The following is a 20,618-nucleotide window of genomic DNA, read 5'->3' as shown; positions in this document are numbered from 1 at the left end:
GGTCATGTTTAGGCTTCTCCCATTCGTTTCAAAACGTTAGCCAGCAGCATTAATCCAGCATTGCCCACGCTCAACACAATCACGGCTACGACCCCGATCGACCAATCATCTCGCTGCACTGAAACCAGCAAAATGGCGATTGAAACCTTGCTGGAAACACTCGACAGGGCCAACATCTTTTGCCAAACGTCTTCTTCTGTGCAGGCTTTATAAATTGGAATTAACAAAGCCAAAATGGCAGCAATCAAAATGGCATTGGTCATGGTGAATTGAGCAACCTGAGTCAGGAAGTTGAGCAGTCACGGCGAAGCAATCAAACCCTAGGGATCAATTTTGTGAACGGCATAGCCGGTTTCTTTGTCGTATCGGCAAACGATGGTTTTGGGGGTGAAGGTAATGAGAAAGATGTCCAAAAAAATTAGTTGGGTCGATCGCCGCTGAGGAACCTGTTCCCAAACAATGCTTTCCCGACGATGGGGACGGAGCATGATTTCAATGGATTCGATATAGGCCATGGGAATGGCGGTCACGATCTTCCAGAAAACGGTGAGCCAATCTTTGAGGCGATCGGGCGCAAAGGATTGACGCGGCAAAAGCACAGCAACCACAATCCCGATCGCGAGGTTGACCCCACTGCCATCGGCTGTTAGCAACAACCAAATCAGAAGGCGAAATAAAATAATTGCGAGCCGGCCGATCTTTACCATGACAATGCCATCCAAAACAGCACAACAGACGTTAAACTCATGGCCCCCACCAGGTGATCAAATTCTTCGGCCACCTGAGGTAATTTCACAGTGCTTTGACGAATCACAACCCAATAGATCAGCCAGCCTGCGGCAATGGTTAAACCGGCCTTACTGGCACTATCCACCGTGTAAGCCGCTCCATAAAAACCATTGGCCAGCACCAGGCTTCCGAGTAGCAAACTCACAGCAATCCAAAGCCCAAATTTGGGAGTGGTGGCGGCTGCTTTGGGTTCCAAATGGGCAGCACTCGTGCCAGAAAAATCTAGGTTTTGGGTAGCCAAACTTGATGGAGCTAATGCTGCGCTAGCCATGACGGCCACTTCGGGCTGCGGCAGAGCATGGGTTGTGATTTGACCTGCCCCTTGGTCACCGCTGATCGCCTTGCCAAAGGATGGGAATCCATCGGGTTTGAGGAAGATGAATTTCGCAAAGGAAATGGCTGTCCCGATCGCGGCTGCATTCATCAGCATGGTTTGCCAAGGTTGCAGTTCTTTCAGGGTTAAGGCCTTGGCTGCAAAACCAGCCAAAAGGGGCAACCCAGAAATCGATAAACTAGCCAGCAGCAACCCAACCCAAAGGGTGCGATCGATCGTTTGACTTTTTAAAACCTTGAAGTTGCGGCTGGGTAAAGAACCCGCCAATAAAAACAAACAGGACTTCACCAAACCATGGGTGAGGGCATAAAACCCACCGACCAAGGGCGCGGCCAAAACAAACCCCAACTGCGAAATGGTGCTCAAAGCCAACATTCGTTTGGTGTCTTTTTCAAACATGGCGTAGCTAACCCCTAAAAGGGCTGTTGCGACCCCAAAAATTCGGACAATTAAATCCAAATCATCAGACACCAAGGCACAACGTAACAAAGGCAAAATGCTGGCTTTAATGGCAATTCCCGAAAGCAGGGCTGAAACGGAAGTTTCTGATTCTGAGTGGGTGAGCGGTAGCCACAAACCGGAGATAAAAACCCCACCTTTGACCAGCAGTCCTAAAAAGATAAGGGCGATCGCCTCTGGTGGAGCCTTGGCAAGACCTGCTAGGGCAAAAGAATGTTGATGTTGATAAACAGAAACTGCCCCCACTAGGTAAAACAGCATGGCAGCATTGCTAATGAAGAGATAGCGCAGGGCGACCCAAATGGAACGATCGCTGCGGGGATAGGCAATGAGCAAAAAAGCCGCAATGCCGCTAACCTCTAGGGCAATATAAATACTGACTAAATCAGCACAAATAAATGCCGCATTAAGGCTGCCATGGAGCATTAACAATTGGCTGTAGAAAAAAGCTTTTTTGGGGCTTTGCCAGGAATAGCACAAGACTGCGAGGGTGACGATCGCATTGGTCAAAATGAAAAAAGCCGCCAAGGAATCGGCAACCAAAGTCACCCCAAACCGATCCAAGAGGGTTAGCGGTAAGGGAGCATTGGCGGTTAACAGTAGCCCGGCATAAACCGCTGAGGTGACGGCGACCAGCAGGGACAAGACTCGATCGAGCTTGGGCAGCAGGGCAATTACAAACCCCACCATCAGGGAAAAAACAACCCAGCCAACGGTTAAAGGTTCCAAGATAGAAGATGCAAGCATGGTGGCTTCTGGGGGTGGTGAATGAGCCATCAAGGGGCTATTAGCGACTCAATCTAGGGGAGGATTAGCTCAGTGCGCGATCGCGCCACCTGAACCATCGTTGAGCCATTGAAGATGCTGAGAATTGACGGAGTTTGGGCGAGCAACGCCGCTCAACTCAGCAAGCATTTGTGGGGTGATGGATGGCCAACGGGATAGTTGACCAAGGGGTGAATTCAGACTTAACCCAAAGTTAATTGGAACTTAAACCTGAACCCGTAGGCGACCCAATTAAGAACCACGAAACCAGGATCAATTCAGATGAGTTACTTGAAACTAATTTCAACGCAATTAACTGAAAATTAGTTGCTAGTTGATCTGGATAAATCCCTGATTGAGGATCGATTTAAAAACCAGTAAGCGGCCTATTGCTGATTGTTTTTTTCAATTTCAGCTGTTTCCAAGGTTGGGTTATCCCGCGCTAGCTTCATCACGCCCACCAGCATCAGTGCTTGGATGGAAAAGCCAATTACGATCGCCGTCAAAATCACCGCTTGGGGCACTGGATCTGCATAGGTCACATCACGGGGAGGTGATTGCAAAATGGGTGTAAATAGACCCGATCGCGCCGCTATAAGCACATAGTAGGCAATGACACCTGTGCTCATGACATCCATTGAGACAATTTTCATGACTAGATTTTTCTTTAAAACCATCCCGAAAAATCCTAATAAAATAGTGGCAAAAATAAATCCTTCTAACATGGCTCATTACTCTATGGTGAAGGTCATTTGAATCAGCAATTCTGAAAGCAAACCAATGCAATGAAAGATGACTTAGGACAGATTGAACAGATTGATTAGAGCAAGTTGCATAGATTGCTAAGACAGAACAATCCGATCATATTCTGACGGAATGCCTGGGCAAAGAAGTTGGAAATGTCCAGGGCGATGAAAAACGGCTTGGGCCTACTTAGCCCATTCAAATTAAATAGGGTGTTGTTGTAACCAGATGATCTGATTACTCTTTTTTAGTACTGACTTAACGACTATACTATGGAGCGCTTGAGGATTGATCGCCTTGGTCAATTAGAGACTGACATAAAAACTTAATTGTTTGATTGAATTTTCCTATTTGAATCTGGATCAATGGGTGCTGTTTGGAAAGGGGCCGGGACAGGAAGCACGCCACCGCAATCAATAGGGCGATCGAGTGGCCCATTGCAGCCTGCTCGATCGCCCCAGTGGCACTGAGTGCCGAATATTATGAAGTTTGTTGAAGCTTAATTGGGTTCGACGAGATTTGATCGCCCCCTATTGCAGCTTCACCTTGCCCTTAATCGAAATCTTGCCGTCACTCTCCACATTCCAAACGTCGTAGTTCCCCACCACGTCGCCGTTTTCGTCAATGTCCACGTTGCCGCTTGTGCCCTGGTAGTTAATCTTCTTGCCCGCCTTCAGCAACTCCAGCCCCTTGCAGACATCGGTAACCGCTTCCCCGTCGCCGCTAGACACTTCCCGAATCTTGCTTTGGATCCCTGTGCCTGTGTTTTCGCCGGCCGCCTGGGCTGCCAAGGCCATCAACATCACCGCATCCCAGGTTTGGGGCACAAAAGCGGCGGGGGCCTTGTTCAGCTTTCGTTGCACCAACTCCGTCAGGGCCGTGAGGCTTTCACCGTCGGCTCCGGGCACTGTCCCGATCGCCCCGGCCACAATCGGTTTCCCATCGGATCCCATCCCCACCTGTTTCGCCAGGTCGTCCGTTTTCATGCCGTCCGTCAGCATGATTTGCACCCCCTTGCTCAGGCCCTGCTCATAGGCCGCCTTCAACAACAGGGCCCCGCTTTCCACATAAAGAATTGCCGCCACCGCGTCGGGTTTTTGGCTGAAGGCCGCGTTCACTTCCGATTCAAAGGTGGCCGCCTTGGGGTCATAGCGGGTGGGTTTGGCTTCGTTCACCACCGTGCCGCCCAGTTTTTTGAACGCAGCGATGAATTTTTGCTCAAAGCCCACGCCGTAATCGTTATTAATCACGATCGTGGCAACCCGCTTGTGGCCCCGCTCAAAGGCCAGCTTGGCCAGTGCTTCGGCCTGGTAGGTGTCCGGCGGGGCTGTTCGGGCCCAAAATCCTTGAAATTCGCCTTTTTTCGCCCGTTCCGTGAAGACGGGGCTGGTGCTGCCGGGCGAAATCATCATCACCTTGTTGCGCACGGCCACATCCACCGCCGCGCCGGAAACACTGCTGGCAAAGGAGCCAACCACCCCGGCCACCTTGTCCACTTCCACCAGCTTGGTCATCCCTTCCACGCCCACGGTCGGATCCGTTTGGTCATCGGCCAGCACCAGGCTCACGGGTTTGCCGTTCACGCCCCCGCAGGCGTTAATGGTTTCCACGGCCAGGGGCAAAACCTCTGACATGGGTTGCCCGATCGACTGTAAATCGCCTGTGGTGGGCAACAGGGCCCCCAACTTCAGCCCATCGGCAGGCGCAGCGGCTTCCGGGCTGCCTCCGGCGGGGGATGCGTTGGGCTGTCCGGCACAGGCTCCGAGCAAACTGGTCAAGGCTGCCACGGCCATCAGGGCGGGCCAGGCGCGACGCGGCTGTCTGGCTCGCGAGGTCAATTGTGGTTTCATGGGGTCGTGATGCTCGGGCATCGCAGTCATGGTCATTCACTCCTCAAGAATTGGAAAACCCAATGCGGCCTAGTCTTAGCCCGTTCTGGCTCGATCGAGCAAATCGATCGCCCAGGAGTCTCGGCCCTGAGTTTGCTCCTGGGTTGATCAAGTTAATTGATCAGATTAGTTGATCGAATGAGTTGATCAAATCAGGGGCCGGTCTGAAGCCCAGGCGGATTTAATCTCTCAATCTAATATTCCGGCTCGATCTCTGAAACTGATCCCTAGAATTCATCTCTAGAACTCATCTCCGCAATCCATGAGTGTTCCATGCGCTCATGCATCTCAATGATTGCCCCTGAGGGATGTCTGAAAAGTATCTTTGGAGACTGGCAAAGCACCCATAGTCGTGGATGCCAGGCATTTCAGCCCTTTAGCTCCGTCGATCGACCACGGATTAATTTTGGCTGTTTAGATTTGGCTGTTCAGATTTGGCTGTTTGGAGATCCGCTCAGGCTGATGGATCTTTAAGAATATTTTTTTAAGAATATTTTTTTAAAAATATCTGCGAGTGATGACTATCCCGATCGCGCTTGAACAGTCATTGGCAGCTATTTGCCATTCTATTGATAATGGCTCGGCCTTGATGGTTCGGCCTTGAACCCAGACCCTAGCTCAAAGCCTGTTCAGAACGGAGAGAGAGGGATTCGAACCCTCGGAGAGTCTAAACGACCCTCAACAGATTAGCAATCTGCCGCTTTCGACCACTCAGCCATCTCTCCAGAAGGCGCTGTGTTGACAACGCGAGCTACATAGTAGCAGAGTTTTTTTGATTCTGTGAAGGGTTTTGGGAACAGTTTCGATTTTTTTGTTTTCAGGGAGCCATGACCAGCCGCGATCGTGGTGAGTCAGTTTCGGGGGGCGGTGTTCTCAGCGGTGGCCGCAAAGGATTGCTTGTGGGGGCGATCGGGCGATTCGGCCCCTCGGCGGTTTGTGTAAAAGTTAAGGAATATGTAAAAGTTAAGGAATATTATGAAGTGCTAGGCTCAAATTAGGCAGCTCACGGCGCGATCGCTCCCGCTGTATCGGGGTCTCAAGCATCAGCCAACCCTAACCCTCAGCCAGCCCCTTCGTTAGACCAAGCTGCCATACGCTAGCGTCTAAATCCCTAAACACTTCTCAAAACATCTGAATCAACCAGCTAGGCTTCCTTCTCTATGACAATTAATACCGCCCGTCTATCCATTTTTGTGGATGGCAACAATATGTTTTATGCCCAGCAAAAGAATGGCTGGTTTTTCGATCCTCGGCGGGTTCTTGAATATTTCACCGAACCAGCTAATGTGCAATTGATTAATGCCTTTTGGTATACGGGGCTGAAGGATCCTCAGGATCAACGGGGATTTCGGGATGCATTGATTAATCTGGGCTATACGGTTCGCACCAAATTGCTGAAGGAATATTACGACGACAAGTCTGAGCGCTATTCCCAAAAGGCGAACCTGGACATTGAAATCGTAATTGATATGTTCAACACCGTGGATCAATATGATGCAGTGGTGTTGTTCAGTGGGGATGGGGACTTTGAGCGGGCGATCGAGCTGTTGCGCTCCAAAAACACCCATATCACCGTGGTTTCCACCGAAGGGATGATTGCCCGGGAACTGCGCAATGCGACCGATCGCTACATTGACCTCAACGACATCCGCCGCAAAATCGAAAAGTCGGATTATTAACCAATGACTATTCATCGGGACTTCAGCGATCGCTGACTGTGGGCGCACAGCGGTGCACCCCTACCCGATTGAATTGTCCAAATATTTGATGGGCATACTCGGGATGCCCATCCCATCAACCGATCACAATCCCGATCGCCCCTTGCGCGATCGGCAACCAAAATCGTTAGAATAAGCCCCATGGGCGCAACCTAAATTTAGCGTTGCGCTTTTGCATTTTTGGTTGTCCCTTATGAATAGTTGTCCGCATTGGTCGCGGCCGATTCCTCGGAGGTAATTTCATGACCGCTCAGTCTGCTGGCCCGGTAATTAATCCCGATCGCGTTTTGATTTTTGACACCACCCTGCGTGATGGCGAACAGTCGCCCGGCGCATCGCTGAACGTCGAAGAAAAGCTAACGATCGCCCGCCAGCTAGCTCGACTGCAAGTGGACATCATCGAAGCCGGTTTTCCCTTCTCCAGCCCCGGGGACTTCGATGCCGTGCAACGGATTGCCGCCGAAGTGGGAACCCCCAACGGCCCGACCATTTGCGGCTTGGCCCGCGCCCGCAAGGAAGACATTCAAACAGCGGCCGCAGCTCTGAAGGAAGCATCGAAGTGGCGGATCCACACCTTCATTGCCACGTCCGATATCCACATGAAGTACAAGCTCAAAAAAGAGCGGCCGGAAGTGGTGGCGATCGCTGAAGAAATGGTGGCCTACGCCAAGAGCTTCACTAACGATGTGGAATTTTCGCCGGAGGATGCGGGTCGCAGCGATCCGGAATTCCTTTATGAAGTGCTGGAACGGGCGATCGCCGCTGGGGCCACCACGGTGAACATTCCCGACACCGTGGGCTACACCACCCCTGACGAGTTCGGCGCGCTGATTCGCGGCATCAAGGAAAATGTGCCGAACATTGATCAGGCAGTGATTTCCGTCCATGGTCACAACGACTTGGGCTTGGCGGTGGCCAACTTCCTGGCGGCAGTCCAAAACGGCGCACGCCAATTGGAATGCACCCTGAACGGCATCGGTGAACGGGCGGGCAATGCCTCCCTGGAAGAATTGGTGATGGCGCTGCACGTGCGGCGATCATTCTATAACCCATTCTTTGGTCGCGCTCCGGAGTCGGAAGAACCCTTGACCGGCGTGAACCTGAAGGAGATCTACCGCACCTCGCGCATGGTCTCGCAACTGACGGGCATGATCGTTCAGCCGAACAAGGCGATCGTCGGGGCCAACGCCTTCTCGCACCAGTCGGGTATTCACCAAGACGGGATGCTCAAAAACAAGCTGACCTACGAAATCATTGATGCCCAAACGATCGGGCGGACGGAAAATCAAATTGTCCTCGGCAAGCTGTCGGGTCGCAATGCCTTCGCCACGCGCCTGAAGGAGTTGGGCTTTGAGCTGACCGAAACGGAATTGAACAAGGCCTTTGTGCGGTTCAAGGACGTGGCGGACAAGAAAAAGGAAGTGAGCGATCGGGATTTGGAGGCGATCGTCAACGACGAAATCCGCCAAGTGCCGGAACTCTACCGCCTGGAGCATGTGCAAGTGTCCTGCGGGGATAAGTCCTGCCCCACGGCCACGGTCACGGTGCGGATGCCCGACGGGAGCGATCGCACCGATGCGGCTACCGGCACGGGCCCCGTGGATGCGGTTTACCGCGCCATCAGCCGGATCGCCCAAATCGACAACGACTTGATCGAATTCTCGGTGCAGTCGGTGACGGAAGGGATCGATGCGATGGGCGAAGTCACGATCCGGATTCGCCACGCGGACACGGTGTTTTCGGGCCATTCGGCCAACACCGACATCGTGGTGGCTTCCGCCCAAGCCTACGTCAGCGCCCTCAACCGGTTGGCGGCGGCCCTGCAAACGGAAGGGAAGCGCAATCCCCAAACGGAAACGGTCTCGATCGGGTAAGTCTTGCCCCATGAGTCCCTAATTTCCTAAATGGGGGCGATATTGGGGCGATCGATTGGGGGGCAGGTTCAGCGCCTGACCCCCAACCAAACCAAAAGAAAAAACGAGGATACCGCTAGGGTTCCCTCGTGTTGCCGCAAATTTAGTGAAGTCTATCGGATCCCGATCGCCCCAATTGATGCGCTAGGGCGATCGCCCGACTTTCTCCAAAGACTGAAAAAACTGAAAAGCTGGGAAGCTGCCAACGGGGATTCCGAGGAATCAACCGCAGCCTTGGTTCAACCGCCCGCGACGGCCGGCACGATGCTCACCTCATCGCCGTCGGCCAGGCTGGTGGCTTGGCCATCCAGGAATCGGATGTCTTCGCTGTTCACGTAGACATTCAAGAAGCGGCGGAGTTTGCCTTGCTCATCGCAAATGCGCTCCTTAATTCCCGGACAGCTTTCTTCCAGGGAATTGATCATCGCGTCGATCGTGTCGCCGCTGCATTCGATTTCGGCCCGATCCTCGGTGAATTTTTGCAGCGGGGTAGGAATCAAAACTTTAATGGCCATGGTCGTGCAGATTCAGAAACTCAGAACAACGCAAAAAAAGGGCAGGCGATCGAATCAATCCTCGAATCGTGACAACGAATCGTGATTGCGAGTCGTGACGACGAATCATGATTGCGAACAATCAACAACAGTCAAAAGCAAACCCGCAAACAGCAGGCATGAATCGCCCGAGATTGGCCCTAGCCTCCTAACCTCACCCCAGTGGGATTCGGTGGTGGGGTTCGGTCGGCCGCCGCTTGGGCTGGCCAGGTCAGTGGACAGGCTCCCCATGGGCAAGAGCCATGAGCGCGTGACCAACTCCCGCGCGGTGGGGGTGATTCACAACCCAAGCCGCGAATCACCCGGTTTTTGGGAAAATCCCTAGACCAAAACCTGTTGCCACTCCAGGCGATCGAGCGTGCGGGCCCGATCCCAAGCACGCTCAAAGCTATCCAGCTTCGGATCAATTTCCAACGGTTGACCCGCATGGCTTTGAACCGCCTCTTGGGTTTTCAGACCATTGCCGGTGATGTAAACCACCGTGGTTTCGTCGGGGTTAATCTTGCCCGCTTCCACCAATTTCTTCAAGACGGCGATCGTCGTACCGCCAGCGGTTTCCGTGAAGATGCCTTCGGTTTCCGCCAGCAGCTTGATCCCTTCCACGATTTCTTCGTCGGTGGCGGTTTCAATGTGGCCGCCGGTTTTGCGGGCTTGCTCCACCGCATAGATCCCATCAGCGGGGTTCCCGATCGCGATCGACTTGGCGATCGTGTTGGGCTTCACCGGGGCAATAAAGTCCCGCTCTTCCTTGAAGGCTGTGGCGATCGGGTTGCAACCCTCCGCCTGGGCCCCGCTACACTTCACGGGCTTCGATTCCACCAAGCCCGTGGCGATCAGCTCTTGGAAGCCCTTGTGGATTTTCGTGAACAGGGAGCCAGAAGCCAACGGAGCCACAATGTGATCCGGCAGTTGCCAACCCAACTGTTCCGCCACCTCAAAGCCCAAGGTCTTGGAGCCTTCAGAGTAGTAAGGACGCAAGTTGATGTTCACGAAGCCCCAGCCGTAGCTGTTGGCCACTTCCGAGCAAAGACGGTTCACTTGGTCATAGTTACCACGCACCGCCATCACGGTGGGGTTATAGATCAACGTGCCCAACACCTTGCCCGATTCCAGGTCAGCGGGAATGAACACGCAGCATTCCAAACCCGCGTGGGCTGCGATCGCCGCTGTGGAGTTAGCCAAGTTGCCGGTGCTGGCGCAGGAAACCGTAGTGAAGCCCAGCTCGCGAGCACGGGTCAGGGCCACGGACACCACCCGATCCTTGAAACTCAAGGTGGGCATGTTCACCGCGTCGTTCTTGATATAGAGGTTCTTGAGACCCAAACGACGAGCCAGGCGGTTAGCCTTCAGGAGGGGAGTCATGCCCGTGCCCACGTCGATCGGGTCGCTGCCTACGGGCAGAAAATCTTTGTAGCGCCAGATGGAGTTCGGGCCGGCCGCGATTTTTTCGCGCGATACGTTGCGGGCGATCGCCTCGTAGTCATACTTCACTTCCAGCGGGCCAAAGCACAACTCGCACACATGCATGGCGGTGGCTTCGTATTCAGCACCACATTCTTTGCACTTCAGGTGCGTAAAGTGGCCGCTGTGGCTATGGTGGCCATCGGCTGGGTGGCTGTGCTGATGATCGGGCGATTCGGTGGCGGTGCGGCGGGTATCGAGAACTCCAGTCATGGGGCGGTTTCGCTCCTGTTTTGCGGCAACGGGATTAGGGAGTATCCCATCGAATGCAAAAAGCGTATCACGGGTTACAAGGGGCCTGCAAACAATCCCGATTAAAAAAGTCGGGATTTGTTTTACACCCGTTTCAACGCCCAAAACCCGGATCTGTAAAGGGATATGTCGATCGCCCGCCATCGGTTAAGCTATCGATCGCACCTTGCTACAAAATTTTTATTTTTCTTAAGAAACTGTGATGGTCATCGGGCGGAGGGGGCGTTGGTGGCAACGGTGGGTGATGGTGACAGGCTGTGCCATGGCGGTAACCCTTTGGGGGGATGGTTTTTCCACGGGGTTGCCCCTGGGTGTTGTGGCCGGAAACCGCCTCCTTTCCCCATCGGTTGCCCTTGCCCTTACGTCACCCCCCTTGCCCATCGGTCAATTTGAAGCGGCCCCTTGCCCATCGCTGCTGCGCACCGAGGCCTTGGCTCGGTTGGGCGATCGGTTGCGCTGTGGTTTTGTGACCGTGCCGGAGCGCCATGCCAACCCCACGGGGCCCACGATTCGCCTGGCCGTGGCCCAAATTCGCAGCGATCGCCCCCAGGCCCAACCGGATCCACTGGTGATGGCCCAGGGAGGGCCCGGTGGTTCCACCCTGATGCTGCTGGAACCTTGGTGGGAAGCCATCGCCGCCACGCCGGGCCTGAGCGATCGGGACTTGGTGTTGATTGAGCAACGGGGCACGCAATTTTCCCAGCCCTATTTGTTTTGCCAAGAAATCTACGAGGTCGATCGACAGATTGCGCCCCAACTGCCCCAGCTCAGCGAGGAAACCATCAACCAAAAAACCCTGGCGGCCTATGGGGCCTGTCGCGATCGGCTCTTGGGCCAGGGGATAGACCTGGGAGCCTATAACAGTTGGGAAAATGCTGACGATATCCCGCTGGTGATGTCTGCCCTGGGCTATGGCCGCTTCAATTTCTATGGGGTGTCCTACGGGACAATGTTGGGTCAACACCTGATGAAGCGCCATCCCGATCGACTGCGGAGCGTGATCCTAGATGCGGTGGTTCCCCTAAACACCAACTACATCACCGAATCCTTGCGCAGTCACGATCGGGCCCTGCGGCAACTGTTTGAACAATGCCGACGATCGCCCGTTTGCCAGCGAGAATATCCCCGTCTGCAAGAAACCTTCCAAGCCGTGGTGGCCCAACTGGAGCGCCAGCCCATTACCACTGAAGGCTTTGACGCGATCGCCTATGTGGATGCGCAATTGCAAGCGGGGCGATCGGGCCGAGTCCTGGCCGCCAATGGTGAGCAATTTTGGCGCACCGTGGCGATCGACGGCGATGGGCTGGTTAACCTGGTCATTTCAGCGCTCTACGACAGCAGCTTAATTCCGCAACTCCCGGAATGGCTGCGCGAAATGCGATCGGGCGACTGGTCTTCCCTCACGGAGCTAGCGTCCGATTGGTTCAGCCCCCTAGCCGACGGAATGCAACAATCGGTGCTTTGTGCTGAAGAAGCCGGATTCACCACCCCCGGAACCACCGACTTGGGCAGCATTCTGCCGGAATTGCGCTCCCTCAGCACCGATCCACAAGAATTTCTAGACAGTTGCCGCCTCTGGCCAGTCCCCACCTTGGGCCCCGAAGCCAACCGCCCCGTGAGCACCAACATTCCAACCCTGCTGCTGTCGGGCAACTTAGATCCGGTCACGCCGCCACCCTTTGGCAATCAGGTGGCAGCCAGCCTGTCCCGCGCCTATCACTACACCTTTCCCGGGTTGGGCCATGGGGCCTTTGCCAGCAGTGATTGCGCCAACCGCCTGGTTCGCGATTTTTTGCGCGATCCAAACCAAGCTCCCGATGGGCGTTGTGCGGCTCAAGTGCAATTTATGCCCCAAGTGCCGATGATTCCCGCCCTACACGCGATCGCGGTGTGGGGCACTCGAGTTCGATCGCTCGTCCCCTTGGGCTGGCAGCGAGATTCGATCTTGACCAACCTGTGGCGATCGCCCGAAACAGAACCGAATGAAGGCCGCATCAGCTTCATGTGGGTGGTGGGCGAAACCGGCCCCCAAGCCTTGCGACGGCTGGGGCTGACCGTGCCCTTGACCGCCCAAGGATCCCGGCAGGTGGGCGGGCGCACTTGGCAGCTTTATGCCAGTCCCCAAAACCCGGTGCAGGTGGCCGCCACCACCGACGGCCAGGATACGTATCTCATTGCAGTGGAAAGCTTGCGCCAGCGATCGCGCCAAGCCATTTTGCAAGGGGCGATCGCCGGGTTTCAACTGGCCCCCGCCATTGCATTGCCGTCCAAGCCATAACCCTGGACTGATTAGTGCCGATTAATTAGGCCTGAGCCTCTGAGTGCCAGCTCCTGAGTGCCAGCCCATGGGTGCTAACTCATGGGTGCAACTCATCAGCTCATGGGTGTAGGCGTAGGGACAACGATCGCCGGAGCCGGCCGGCCCCGCCGCGCCACCTCCACAAACTGGCTAACCCGGTTCGGGTCGATCGGCAAATCCCGCCGGCCTCGCCGCTTCAGGGAGCTGGCCACAATTACCCCATCCGCCACTTCCAGCAGTTGCGCCACATTGTCATAATTAGCCCCGCTGCCCACAAAGATCGGCGTATCTCCCGCCGCAGCCTTGGCTAATTCCAAATCTTCAATGTTTGGCGGGCTACCAGTGGCCCAGCCTGACAAAATGGCCCCATCGGCCAAGCCACGTTCGATCGTGTCCTGCACCGCCACTGTCAAGTTGGGCGACCCGATCGGGCGAGCATGTTTCACCAACACATCCGCCAAAATCTTGACATCACTGCCCAGTTCCCGCCGGTAACGCAGGAGCTGGTGGGCCTGGCCTTCAATCAATCCCTGATCGGTGGCCATCACCCCCGACAGCACATTGACCCGAATAAAGTGCGCCCCGGTGCAAGAGGCGATCGCAATGGCCGAATGGGCATCATTGCGCAACACATTCACCCCGATCGGTAAAGTCACCAAATTTTGTAAATGGTGAACCACCAGCGTCATGGCACTCACCACCGCCGGATCAACCGCATCTTTCGGAAAAGGGGCATCAAAAAAATTTTCCACCAAAATCGCATTCACCCCACCGGCAGCCAGCGCCACTGCTTCCTGTTCAGCGCGCTCAATAACTGCCTTAAGGCTCAGTCCCCACCGCGCAGAACTCGGCAGCGGCAACAAATGGACGACTCCAATGATTGGCTTAGGATGTTTAAAGACTCGATCTAGATCCACGCAAAGACCTGAAAACTCGGCGAAACACAGCGGCGTTGCTAGCACCCCCCATTCTATCGAGCTTAGGGATCCCAGTCGGGTCAAATTTTCGGGCAAATTTTGAGGCAAGTTCTCGGGCGAGTTCCCGGGCAAGTTTTCGGGCAAGTTCTCGGGCGAGTTCCCGGGCAAGTTTTTGGGCGCAGGGTGCGCCGTCGATCTTCGTTCATTTCTGAGTCGGGTCTGGGGTGGTGTTTGGGGTGGTGTTTGGGTTGCCTCCCTGTCCGCTATTTGCAGAGTGATTGCGACCCCATCCACCCCTGTAGTGAATGCCCATAAACTCATGTTCAGAAAACCCTGAATTCCAAGACTCCTTGGCCAGAGCAGGGCAAAACCTGTCTGGGAGGCACAAGTATCTTGAAAACGCAATATTCCACCGTGCGAGATGCGAGAGCTTATCCCACTCTCCCCTGATAGCTACGAACTCATGTCTAGAAAATATTCATATAAGAAATACATTTTCGAGGCTAAGATGAAGGCCGAAGATTGTTTAGTACAGAGAGATTGGTGAATTGATTCCTCAAGACTTTTTGAGACAAATTGCGAAGGAGCATAGTGTCTCGAATACCGAGCTGGATGTGCTGGCCGCAGCCATCAATGGTGAGCCGATGAATGCCATTGCCCAACGCCTAGGAATCCGCCCAGAAGCGGCCCGTAAGCGCTTGGGTGAAGTGTATAAAAAGTTTCATATCGCTGGTGCTGGGCCAGGAAAATTGGCCAAGCTTCAGCAGATTTTGGTGTCTCAGTATCAAACCCGCCAAACACAAGGGCCGATCGTGGCAATTCCGGTCACCCCCGAAGTGGAAGTGGGCGAGTTGCCGCCTCAGTATGACTGGGGAGAAGCGCCGGATATTTCGGCTTTCTATGGCCGTGCGCAGGAGCTGACTGCCCTGCAAACCTGGATTTCTCAAGATCACTGCCGCGTGGTGGCCTTGCTGGGGATCGCGGGGATCGGTAAGACGGCGCTGGCAGTTCGCTTGGCTCGATCGCTTGAAGAGCAAGACGAGTTTGAGTTCATCATTTGGCGATCGCTCCGCCATGGGGTTTCGCCCCGCGAGGTGATTGGCCGGTTGGTGCAAACCTTGTCTCGCAAGCGCCAAACCTATTTGCCAGACAGTGCCCACAACCGCATTACGTTGTTGATTGACTATCTGCGTCAACACCGCTGCTTGTTGGTGCTGGATGGGGTGGAGTCGGTATTGCGCCAAGGGGATATCTCCGGACAATACCGCGACGGGTTTGAGGACTATGGTGAATTGCTGCGCCGGGTGGGCGAAGAGTCGCACCAAAGCTGCTTGCTGCTCACCAGTTCCGAAAAGCCCCGTGAGGTGGCTCGCCTAGAGGGCAATACGCTGCCGGTGCGGGTGTCGCAGTTGGGCGCGTTGGGCCCCGATGAAGCGGGTGAAATTTTCCGCGACAAGGGCTTGCAAGAGGAAAAACTCTGGAAGGAGTTGATTGATTTGTATCGGGGAAACCCGCTCACCTTGAAGATTGCTTCGACCACGATTCAAGAACTGTTTGGCGGTCGGGTGTCGGAGTTTTTGAAGCAATCGACCCTGGTGTTTGGGGATATTCGCGATTTGTTGCAACGCCAGTTTGATCGTCTGTCGGATATTGAACGGGCGATTGTTTATTGGTTGGCGATCGAACAGCAACCTCTGTCTTTGAGCCAACTGCGCGACAAGATTTCGATTCCGTTCTCGCAACCGGAATTAATCGAAGCGTTGGAATCCCTGGGCCGGCGATCGCTGATTGAGCGTGGCGCGGCCGGTGGGGCCATGTTTGGCTTGCAACCGGTGGTCTTGGAATATGTGACCCAAGAATTTACCGATCGGGCTTGCTATGAATTGCAAGACCTGTTGCGCACGCAAAAGATCGATCGCCTGGATCTGTTCCGTACCCATGCCCTCGAAGCCTCTGAGGGTAAAGACACGGGGCCGATTCTGCCGGCTGTTAAAGATCGGCTGCGGAAGCTGATTCGCAACGATCGCCAGCTTGAAGGTCAGCTCGATCGGGTGTTGGCCGTTTTGCAAGCCAAGTTCCCCCTCGAAGTGGGCTATGCCACCAGCAATGTCCAAAGCGTTTTGGATTCGTTGCGGTTGGATCTGCCTCCGGTTGAAGCCTAGGGGCCGTCGTCATCGGCTGGCGCGAGGCTGAAACGATTGAGTTTTGGTGCGCCAGTCGCTGTAATGTCGCTGTAATAAGGGACTGAAGTCCCTTCAGACCGTTGATTAACCCTCACCTCCCTTCTCCTCCGTTTGCTTGGAGCGTTGGGGGGTGAATTTTTTGATCGTGACTTGGAATGGGCCCTTTGACCAACGCTCAGGAGGCGGCCCCGGTTTGACCGTAGCTTGCTTGGCCGTAATAGGCGCTGTAATCCATATGTAAGCGAGGATTCAGCAAATCTGAGACCGGGTGATTTTGCCGCAGATGTTCCTCCACAATCCTGGACACATCCGCTGGCTCGACCCGGGCATACCAAGTTTCATCGGGCACAATTCGCACACTGGGGCCTAAATGGCACTGGCCATGGCAATCGCTGGCGGTGACGGTGACCCCCGCTGGCAAGGCGGCGCTCTGGAAAGCGGCTAGCACGGCTCCCGATCGATTGCGGTAGCAGTGAACGTTCTGGCAAATCAGGATCGATCGCCCATTTTCCCCTGTACCCAACTCGGCCGCAGGCTGGTTTTGGGACTGGAGTTCAGAATCAGCGGCGTTGGTCATAGCGGTAGCCGGGGTGTGCTTGGGCGTGTTTGGTGTGGAGTTGGGTGTGGATTGGGGCACAGAGTGTGTCACGAGCGGCTTTCGAGGGTGTGGAATGAATGGGGCCAGGAGTCTGGCCAGGAGCCGAGACCGCCATTTCTCTGATTATGATGGTTCAGAGGCGAGTCGGAGGCGAAGGCAACCCCCATGGGCGATCGGACGGCCATCCCTTGGCTGTATCTGTGGCAAGAAACCCGGCAAGGCCTGCGACGGGGCGGCTGGATGAACTGGGCCGCCGTGGGTACGGTGGCGGTGTCCTTGTTTTTGTTTGGCATTAGCTTGCAGGGCACTTGGTATCTCGATCGGGCCCTGGCCAAACTGGGGAGCCAGCTCGAAATTTGCGTGTATTTGCAACCCGGGGCCCAAACCGCCGCCGTTGCCCGATCAATCGCCCAGCTCGAAGGCGTGGTGGCCGTGCAAGTGATTCCGAAAGATCAGGCCTGGCAAGACCTGGTTCGGGATTTGGGCATTTCGGATATTGCCCGCGCCACCCAACAGTTGGAAGGCAACCCCCTCACCGACGAGCTAAAAGCCCAGGCAGCCCAGGCCGAGCTGACTCCCCAACTGGCGGCCACCATTGCCCAATTGCCCGGCGTAGATGCGGCCCGGTATGCGGCGGAAGTGGTGGTGCGGCTGCGGGAACTGGATTGGGGGCTGAAGGTGGTGGCCACGGGCACGATCGTCCTGTTGGTTTCCGCCGCGATCGCCACGATCATCACCGCCATTCGGTTGGTGGTGGCCGCCCGTCGTCAGGAAATTGAAATTGCTCAACTGGTGGGGGCAACCCCTGTGTGGATCTATCTGCCCTTTATTCTCCAAGGGGCCGTTTTTGGAGTCCAGGGAGCCTCGATCGCCAGTTTGGCCGTCATGGCCTTGCAACAGGCCCTCGGTTCCTTGCTGAACAGCCGCTTGGGATTGGTGCAACTGCTGGCCCGAGACTTGCCCCTCACGGGTTCTGACTTGCTATTGTTGCTTTCGATTTTGGTGGGGTTTGGCTGTTCCGTGGGCCTCTTGGGCAGCTACGTGGCCGTGCGTCGCACCACCAGCGACTTGGCCATCAGGGGCGCGGAGTTTGAGGTTTAGTCCGAAATTTCGATCGGCCCCAAGCGTCAAAACCGTTGATTAACCCCAATTCCGAAACTCAGGTCTGAGGAGGCTTGTTTGATGTTGCTTTCACACCGTTTGGCTCCCTCGGGGTCTTTGGCTCGGGTGCGCCATTGGCTCGATCGCGCGTTGGTGGGTTGTTTGGCTGGGGCGATCGCCCTGGTGCTGTGGTTTGTTGGCCCCAATGCCGCCTGGGCCTTGGGTGGCCCTCAGCCGGCCTTGAATGCCCCGGCTCCCGATTTCACCCTGCCCAGCAACAGCGGCGATGGCATGATTTCGCTGCAAAATTACCGAGGCCAGTGGGTGGTGTTGTATTTCTACCCCAAGGATTTCACCTCCGGCTGCACGATCGAGGCCCAGCGGTTCCAGCGCGACTTGCCCCAATATCAAGCCCGTAACACCCAAATTTTGGGAGTCAGCGCCGATGATGTGGACAGCCACGCGGAATTCTGTGATGCGGAGGGGTTGCGTTTTCCCCTGTTGGCAGACACCGACGGGGCCGTCAGCCGGGCCTATGGTTCCTGGATGAATCCCATGTCCATGCGCCATACCTATCTGATCGACCCGGAAGGGATGCTGCGCGATCGATTCTTGAAGGTGCGGCCGGTGGTTCACAGCGCGGAAGTGTTGGAACGGCTGGATCAGTTGCAGAAAGTCGGCTGATTGACGGCCGGGGCGATCGAAGTAGGGTGGAATTGGCCGAATTCATCGATTGAATTCATCAATTGAATTCATAACCTTGAGCTGAGGAGTTGCGATCGCGGTGGCTGTTCCCTCTTGTTCCCTGTCGATCATGGTGGCCCGCACGGACTTGCCATTCATGATGCACACCATTCCGCACCTGGTTCGGAGTTGCAACTTTCCCTTTGTGGAGCGGGTGCTGTTTGTGGATACGGCTCCCCTGTCTGGCGATAAGGTGCAGCGGCCGGGCCTGGGGACGATCGAGCAATTGCGGGCCGCCTGCCAAGAACTGCTTGATCGCGGCATTGTCGATCGGCTCGCAGACATGGACTATGGCCAACGGCCCCAGGTTTACCGCAAGCACTTCGGTTGGCCCCTGCCCCACACCCACAACTGGAAGGGCTACCCCATTTTTGGCAGCCTCTACGCCCTCGAAGCGATCGCGGGTGACTACCTGCTGCACTTCGACAGCGACATGATGCTTTATCAAAAGCCCGGCCATGATTGGATTTCCGAAGGGGTGGAACTGCTCAAGGCTCGGCCCGATGTGATGTCTGTGCGGCCACTGACGGGGCCGCCGGCCGATGCCATGCATCAGGTCAAACCCTTCACCCAAGACCCCGATGGGTTTTATCGCTTCAAATTCTTCAGCAGCCGCGCCTTTTTGATCGATCGCCGCCGGTTTGACCAACTCTTGCCCTGGCCCATTTTGTGGCATCGATCGCCCCGGCCCTGGTTCGATCAGCTCCCCACCGCCCTGCGCACCGCCTTGTATGGAACCACCGGGCGCGGTCGCCTGGATTCCTGGGAATTAATGGTTTCCAAACGGCTGGAACTGGGCCCCTGGTGGCGGGCAGTGCTGCCGTCCACCGATGCTTGGACGGTGCACCCCAACCTCCGATCGCCCGAATTTTTAGCCGCCCTGCCGCAAATTCTGGCCAAAATCGAACAGGGTTGGTATCCCCCGGAACAGGCAGGCCAATATGACTTGCAAATTCAGCCCTGGTTGGCGGCCCTGGCTACCGAGAATTAGCCATCGGAATTGGCTCGATCGCCCCGGTAGTCAGTTCTTGAAGCGTATTGTCCGGGCCGGACTTTCGGAACCAAGCCTTATCATTAGGCTCAGGTGTGGTGTGAACAAACTTGAAGGAGTGTCATGCTGGCTAAGAGTCCTTCCGTTGCCAGCCGGGCCGGGCGATCGACCTCCCGTCGAAGCCTCGGGCCTGCCGTTATCAGCAACCTGAATGCGGACTTTGTTAAACGACTGTTTGACATCGTTTTTTCCCTGTTTGTACTGACTGTTTTTTCGCCGCTGTATCTGCTGCTGATTGCCCTTGTGGCCTTCAGTTCGCCCGGCCCCGTTTTTTATACCCAAAGTCGCGTCGGCAAAAACTTTCGCCGTTTTCGGTGCATCAAATTTCGCACCATGGTGGTGAACGCCGATGAAATGCTAGCCGCCATGATTGCCAAAGATCCCGCCTTGCAGGCCGAATATGCCGCCACCTGCAAGCTCAAGCGCGACCCCCGCATCACCTGGATTGGTCGCTTTTTGCGGGTGACCAGCTTGGACGAATTCCCCCAGTTTTTAAATGTATTGCTGGGGGATATGAGTGTGGTGGGGCCACGCCCGTTGGTTCCCGAAGAATTGCCCATGTATGGTCGTCACATCCATAAGGTGCTGACCGTGAAGCCGGGAATTACTGGACTATGGCAAGTGTCGGGACGCAACGATATTCCCTACGATCGCCGCATTTCGATCGATGTGTACTATGCCAGCGCTCGGAACCTTTGGCTTGATATTTGGATCGTGTTAAAGACCCTCTGGGTGGTGGTGGCCACCAAGGAGAACGGCGCTTACTAGGCCCTAGCGTCCTCGATCCATCAGCAATGACCCGCAACGATCGCCCGCAACGATGCCCTGCGGTTGGTGGCGGCCTTGC

18 protein-coding genes and 1 tRNA gene are annotated in these 20,618 nt (G+C 55.4%); 9 read left to right on the top strand and 10 right to left on the bottom strand.

The annotated features are described in order from the left end of the window. Nucleotides 1–8: 8 nt before the first annotated feature. From AMR42_RS01055 to AMR42_RS01030, 6 genes are all read right to left on the bottom strand, one after another. Complete coding sequence (locus tag AMR42_RS01055) at nucleotides 9–263, bottom strand: hypothetical protein (protein WP_099531615.1); 255 nt, start codon at nucleotides 261–263, stop codon at nucleotides 9–11. Nucleotides 264–320: 57 nt separating this feature from the next. Beyond that, complete coding sequence (locus AMR42_RS01050; protein WP_099531614.1) at nucleotides 321–707, bottom strand: Na+/H+ antiporter subunit E; 387 nt, start codon at nucleotides 705–707, stop codon at nucleotides 321–323. Continuing rightward, nucleotides 701–2,311 carry a cation:proton antiporter gene (locus AMR42_RS01045; protein ID WP_099531670.1) on the bottom strand — a complete coding sequence of 537 codons (1,611 nt, stop codon included), beginning with the start codon at nucleotides 2,309–2,311 and terminating at the stop codon, nucleotides 701–703. Before AMR42_RS01045 ends, AMR42_RS01050 begins: the two co-directional genes overlap by 7 nt. Nucleotides 2,312–2,733: 422 nt before the next feature. Next, on the bottom strand, nucleotides 2,734–3,072 hold the full coding sequence (locus AMR42_RS01040) for a cation:proton antiporter subunit C (RefSeq protein WP_099531613.1): 339 nt from the start codon (nucleotides 3,070–3,072) through the stop codon (nucleotides 2,734–2,736). 549 nt (nucleotides 3,073–3,621) lie between these two features. Further along, complete coding sequence (locus AMR42_RS01035; RefSeq protein WP_234406438.1) at nucleotides 3,622–4,971, bottom strand: ABC transporter substrate-binding protein; 1,350 nt, start codon at nucleotides 4,969–4,971, stop codon at nucleotides 3,622–3,624. Between the two features lie 644 nt (nucleotides 4,972–5,615). Beyond that, nucleotides 5,616–5,705: transfer RNA gene (locus AMR42_RS01030), tRNA-Ser, on the bottom strand. Nucleotides 5,706–5,807: 102 nt separating this feature from the next. On the opposite strand from AMR42_RS01030, the gene AMR42_RS20120 reads away from it, so the two are divergent. The 3 genes from AMR42_RS20120 to AMR42_RS01020 all read left to right on the top strand — a co-directional run bounded on the left by AMR42_RS20120 (nucleotide 5,808) and on the right by AMR42_RS01020 (nucleotide 8,572). Then, the gene (locus AMR42_RS20120) at nucleotides 5,808–5,978 is read left to right on the top strand and encodes a hypothetical protein (RefSeq protein WP_158234308.1); all 171 of its coding nucleotides are present in this window, start codon (nucleotides 5,808–5,810) and stop codon (nucleotides 5,976–5,978) included. Between the two features lie 162 nt (nucleotides 5,979–6,140). After that, nucleotides 6,141–6,659, top strand: a complete 519-nt coding sequence (locus tag AMR42_RS01025; RefSeq protein WP_099531612.1) for an NYN domain-containing protein — start codon at nucleotides 6,141–6,143, stop codon at nucleotides 6,657–6,659. 281 nt (nucleotides 6,660–6,940) lie between these two features. Continuing rightward, nucleotides 6,941–8,572 carry a 2-isopropylmalate synthase gene (locus AMR42_RS01020; protein ID WP_099531611.1) on the top strand — a complete coding sequence of 544 codons (1,632 nt, stop codon included), beginning with the start codon at nucleotides 6,941–6,943 and terminating at the stop codon, nucleotides 8,570–8,572. Nucleotides 8,573–8,850: 278 nt separating this feature from the next. Here the strand turns inward: AMR42_RS01020 and AMR42_RS01015 are convergent, their stop codons facing one another. Together AMR42_RS01015 and thrC are read right to left on the bottom strand one after the other, a co-directional pair. Next, the gene (locus AMR42_RS01015; RefSeq protein WP_099531610.1) at nucleotides 8,851–9,126 is read right to left on the bottom strand and encodes a MoaD/ThiS family protein; all 276 of its coding nucleotides are present in this window, start codon (nucleotides 9,124–9,126) and stop codon (nucleotides 8,851–8,853) included. 360 nt (nucleotides 9,127–9,486) lie between these two features. After that, nucleotides 9,487–10,839, bottom strand: coding sequence for a threonine synthase (gene thrC, locus AMR42_RS01005; protein ID WP_099531608.1), 1,353 nt, complete (start codon nucleotides 10,837–10,839; stop codon nucleotides 9,487–9,489). A gap of 241 nt (nucleotides 10,840–11,080) precedes the next feature. Between thrC and AMR42_RS01000 the strand changes: the two genes are divergently transcribed. Continuing rightward, complete coding sequence (locus AMR42_RS01000) at nucleotides 11,081–13,156, top strand: alpha/beta hydrolase (protein ID WP_099531607.1); 2,076 nt, start codon at nucleotides 11,081–11,083, stop codon at nucleotides 13,154–13,156. Between the two features lie 95 nt (nucleotides 13,157–13,251). Here AMR42_RS01000 and btpA read toward each other — a convergent pair whose 3' ends face one another. Continuing rightward, nucleotides 13,252–14,094: a photosystem I biogenesis protein BtpA gene (btpA, locus tag AMR42_RS00995; RefSeq protein WP_099531668.1), complete on the bottom strand. Its 843-nt coding sequence runs from the start codon at nucleotides 14,092–14,094 to the stop codon at nucleotides 13,252–13,254. A 548-nt stretch (nucleotides 14,095–14,642) separates the two neighbouring features. On the opposite strand from btpA, the gene AMR42_RS00990 reads away from it, so the two are divergent. Continuing rightward, a complete protein-coding gene (locus AMR42_RS00990; RefSeq protein WP_099531606.1) occupies nucleotides 14,643–16,256 on the top strand; it encodes an NB-ARC domain-containing protein in 1,614 nt (537 codons plus the stop codon). 196 nt (nucleotides 16,257–16,452) lie between these two features. Here AMR42_RS00990 and AMR42_RS00985 read toward each other — a convergent pair whose 3' ends face one another. Further along, a complete protein-coding gene (locus tag AMR42_RS00985; protein ID WP_199858044.1) occupies nucleotides 16,453–16,926 on the bottom strand; it encodes a ferredoxin in 474 nt (157 codons plus the stop codon). 114 nt (nucleotides 16,927–17,040) lie between these two features. Here AMR42_RS00985 and AMR42_RS00980 point away from each other — a divergent pair, with 114 nt between their 5' ends. From AMR42_RS00980 to AMR42_RS00965, 4 genes are all read left to right on the top strand, one after another. After that, on the top strand, nucleotides 17,041–17,976 hold the full coding sequence (locus AMR42_RS00980) for an ABC transporter permease (protein ID WP_099531605.1): 936 nt from the start codon (nucleotides 17,041–17,043) through the stop codon (nucleotides 17,974–17,976). Nucleotides 17,977–18,057: 81 nt separating this feature from the next. Continuing rightward, nucleotides 18,058–18,660 (top strand): peroxiredoxin, encoded by a 603-nt coding sequence (locus tag AMR42_RS00975; RefSeq protein ID WP_099531604.1) that lies wholly within the window; start codon nucleotides 18,058–18,060, stop codon nucleotides 18,658–18,660. Nucleotides 18,661–18,760: 100 nt separating this feature from the next. Next, complete coding sequence (locus AMR42_RS00970; RefSeq protein ID WP_099531603.1) at nucleotides 18,761–19,711, top strand: hypothetical protein; 951 nt, start codon at nucleotides 18,761–18,763, stop codon at nucleotides 19,709–19,711. 123 nt (nucleotides 19,712–19,834) lie between these two features. Beyond that, a complete protein-coding gene (locus AMR42_RS00965) occupies nucleotides 19,835–20,539 on the top strand; it encodes a sugar transferase (protein ID WP_099531602.1) in 705 nt (234 codons plus the stop codon). The last annotated feature ends 79 nt before the right edge of the window (nucleotides 20,540–20,618 follow it).

It is taken from the genome of Limnothrix sp. PR1529, assembly GCF_002742025.1.
In the GTDB taxonomy this organism is placed as follows: domain Bacteria; phylum Cyanobacteriota; class Cyanobacteriia; order CACIAM-69d; family CACIAM-69d; genus CACIAM-69d.
Note: the sequence above shows the minus strand (reverse complement) of the source record. Positions and strands in the feature narration are given on the sequence as shown.

Coding starts and splice junctions, on each gene's coding strand:
- AMR42_RS01040 (WP_099531613.1), bottom strand. CDS start 3,072: ATGTTAGAAGGATTTATTTTTGCCACTATTTTATTAGGATTTTTCGGG.
- AMR42_RS00965 (WP_099531602.1), top strand. CDS start 19,835: ATGCTGGCTAAGAGTCCTTCCGTTGCCAGCCGGGCCGGGCGATCGACC.
- thrC (WP_099531608.1), bottom strand. CDS start 10,839: ATGACTGGAGTTCTCGATACCCGCCGCACCGCCACCGAATCGCCCGAT.
- AMR42_RS01055 (WP_099531615.1), bottom strand. CDS start 263: ATGACCAATGCCATTTTGATTGCTGCCATTTTGGCTTTGTTAATTCCA.
- AMR42_RS01000 (WP_099531607.1), top strand. CDS start 11,081: ATGGTCATCGGGCGGAGGGGGCGTTGGTGGCAACGGTGGGTGATGGTG.
- AMR42_RS00975 (WP_099531604.1), top strand. CDS start 18,058: ATGTTGCTTTCACACCGTTTGGCTCCCTCGGGGTCTTTGGCTCGGGTG.
- AMR42_RS01025 (WP_099531612.1), top strand. CDS start 6,141: ATGACAATTAATACCGCCCGTCTATCCATTTTTGTGGATGGCAACAAT.
- AMR42_RS20120 (WP_158234308.1), top strand. CDS start 5,808: ATGACCAGCCGCGATCGTGGTGAGTCAGTTTCGGGGGGCGGTGTTCTC.
- AMR42_RS01015 (WP_099531610.1), bottom strand. CDS start 9,126: ATGGCCATTAAAGTTTTGATTCCTACCCCGCTGCAAAAATTCACCGAG.
- AMR42_RS00980 (WP_099531605.1), top strand. CDS start 17,041: ATGGGCGATCGGACGGCCATCCCTTGGCTGTATCTGTGGCAAGAAACC.
- AMR42_RS01020 (WP_099531611.1), top strand. CDS start 6,941: ATGACCGCTCAGTCTGCTGGCCCGGTAATTAATCCCGATCGCGTTTTG.
- AMR42_RS01050 (WP_099531614.1), bottom strand. CDS start 707: ATGGTAAAGATCGGCCGGCTCGCAATTATTTTATTTCGCCTTCTGATT.
- AMR42_RS01035 (WP_234406438.1), bottom strand. CDS start 4,971: ATGACTGCGATGCCCGAGCATCACGACCCCATGAAACCACAATTGACC.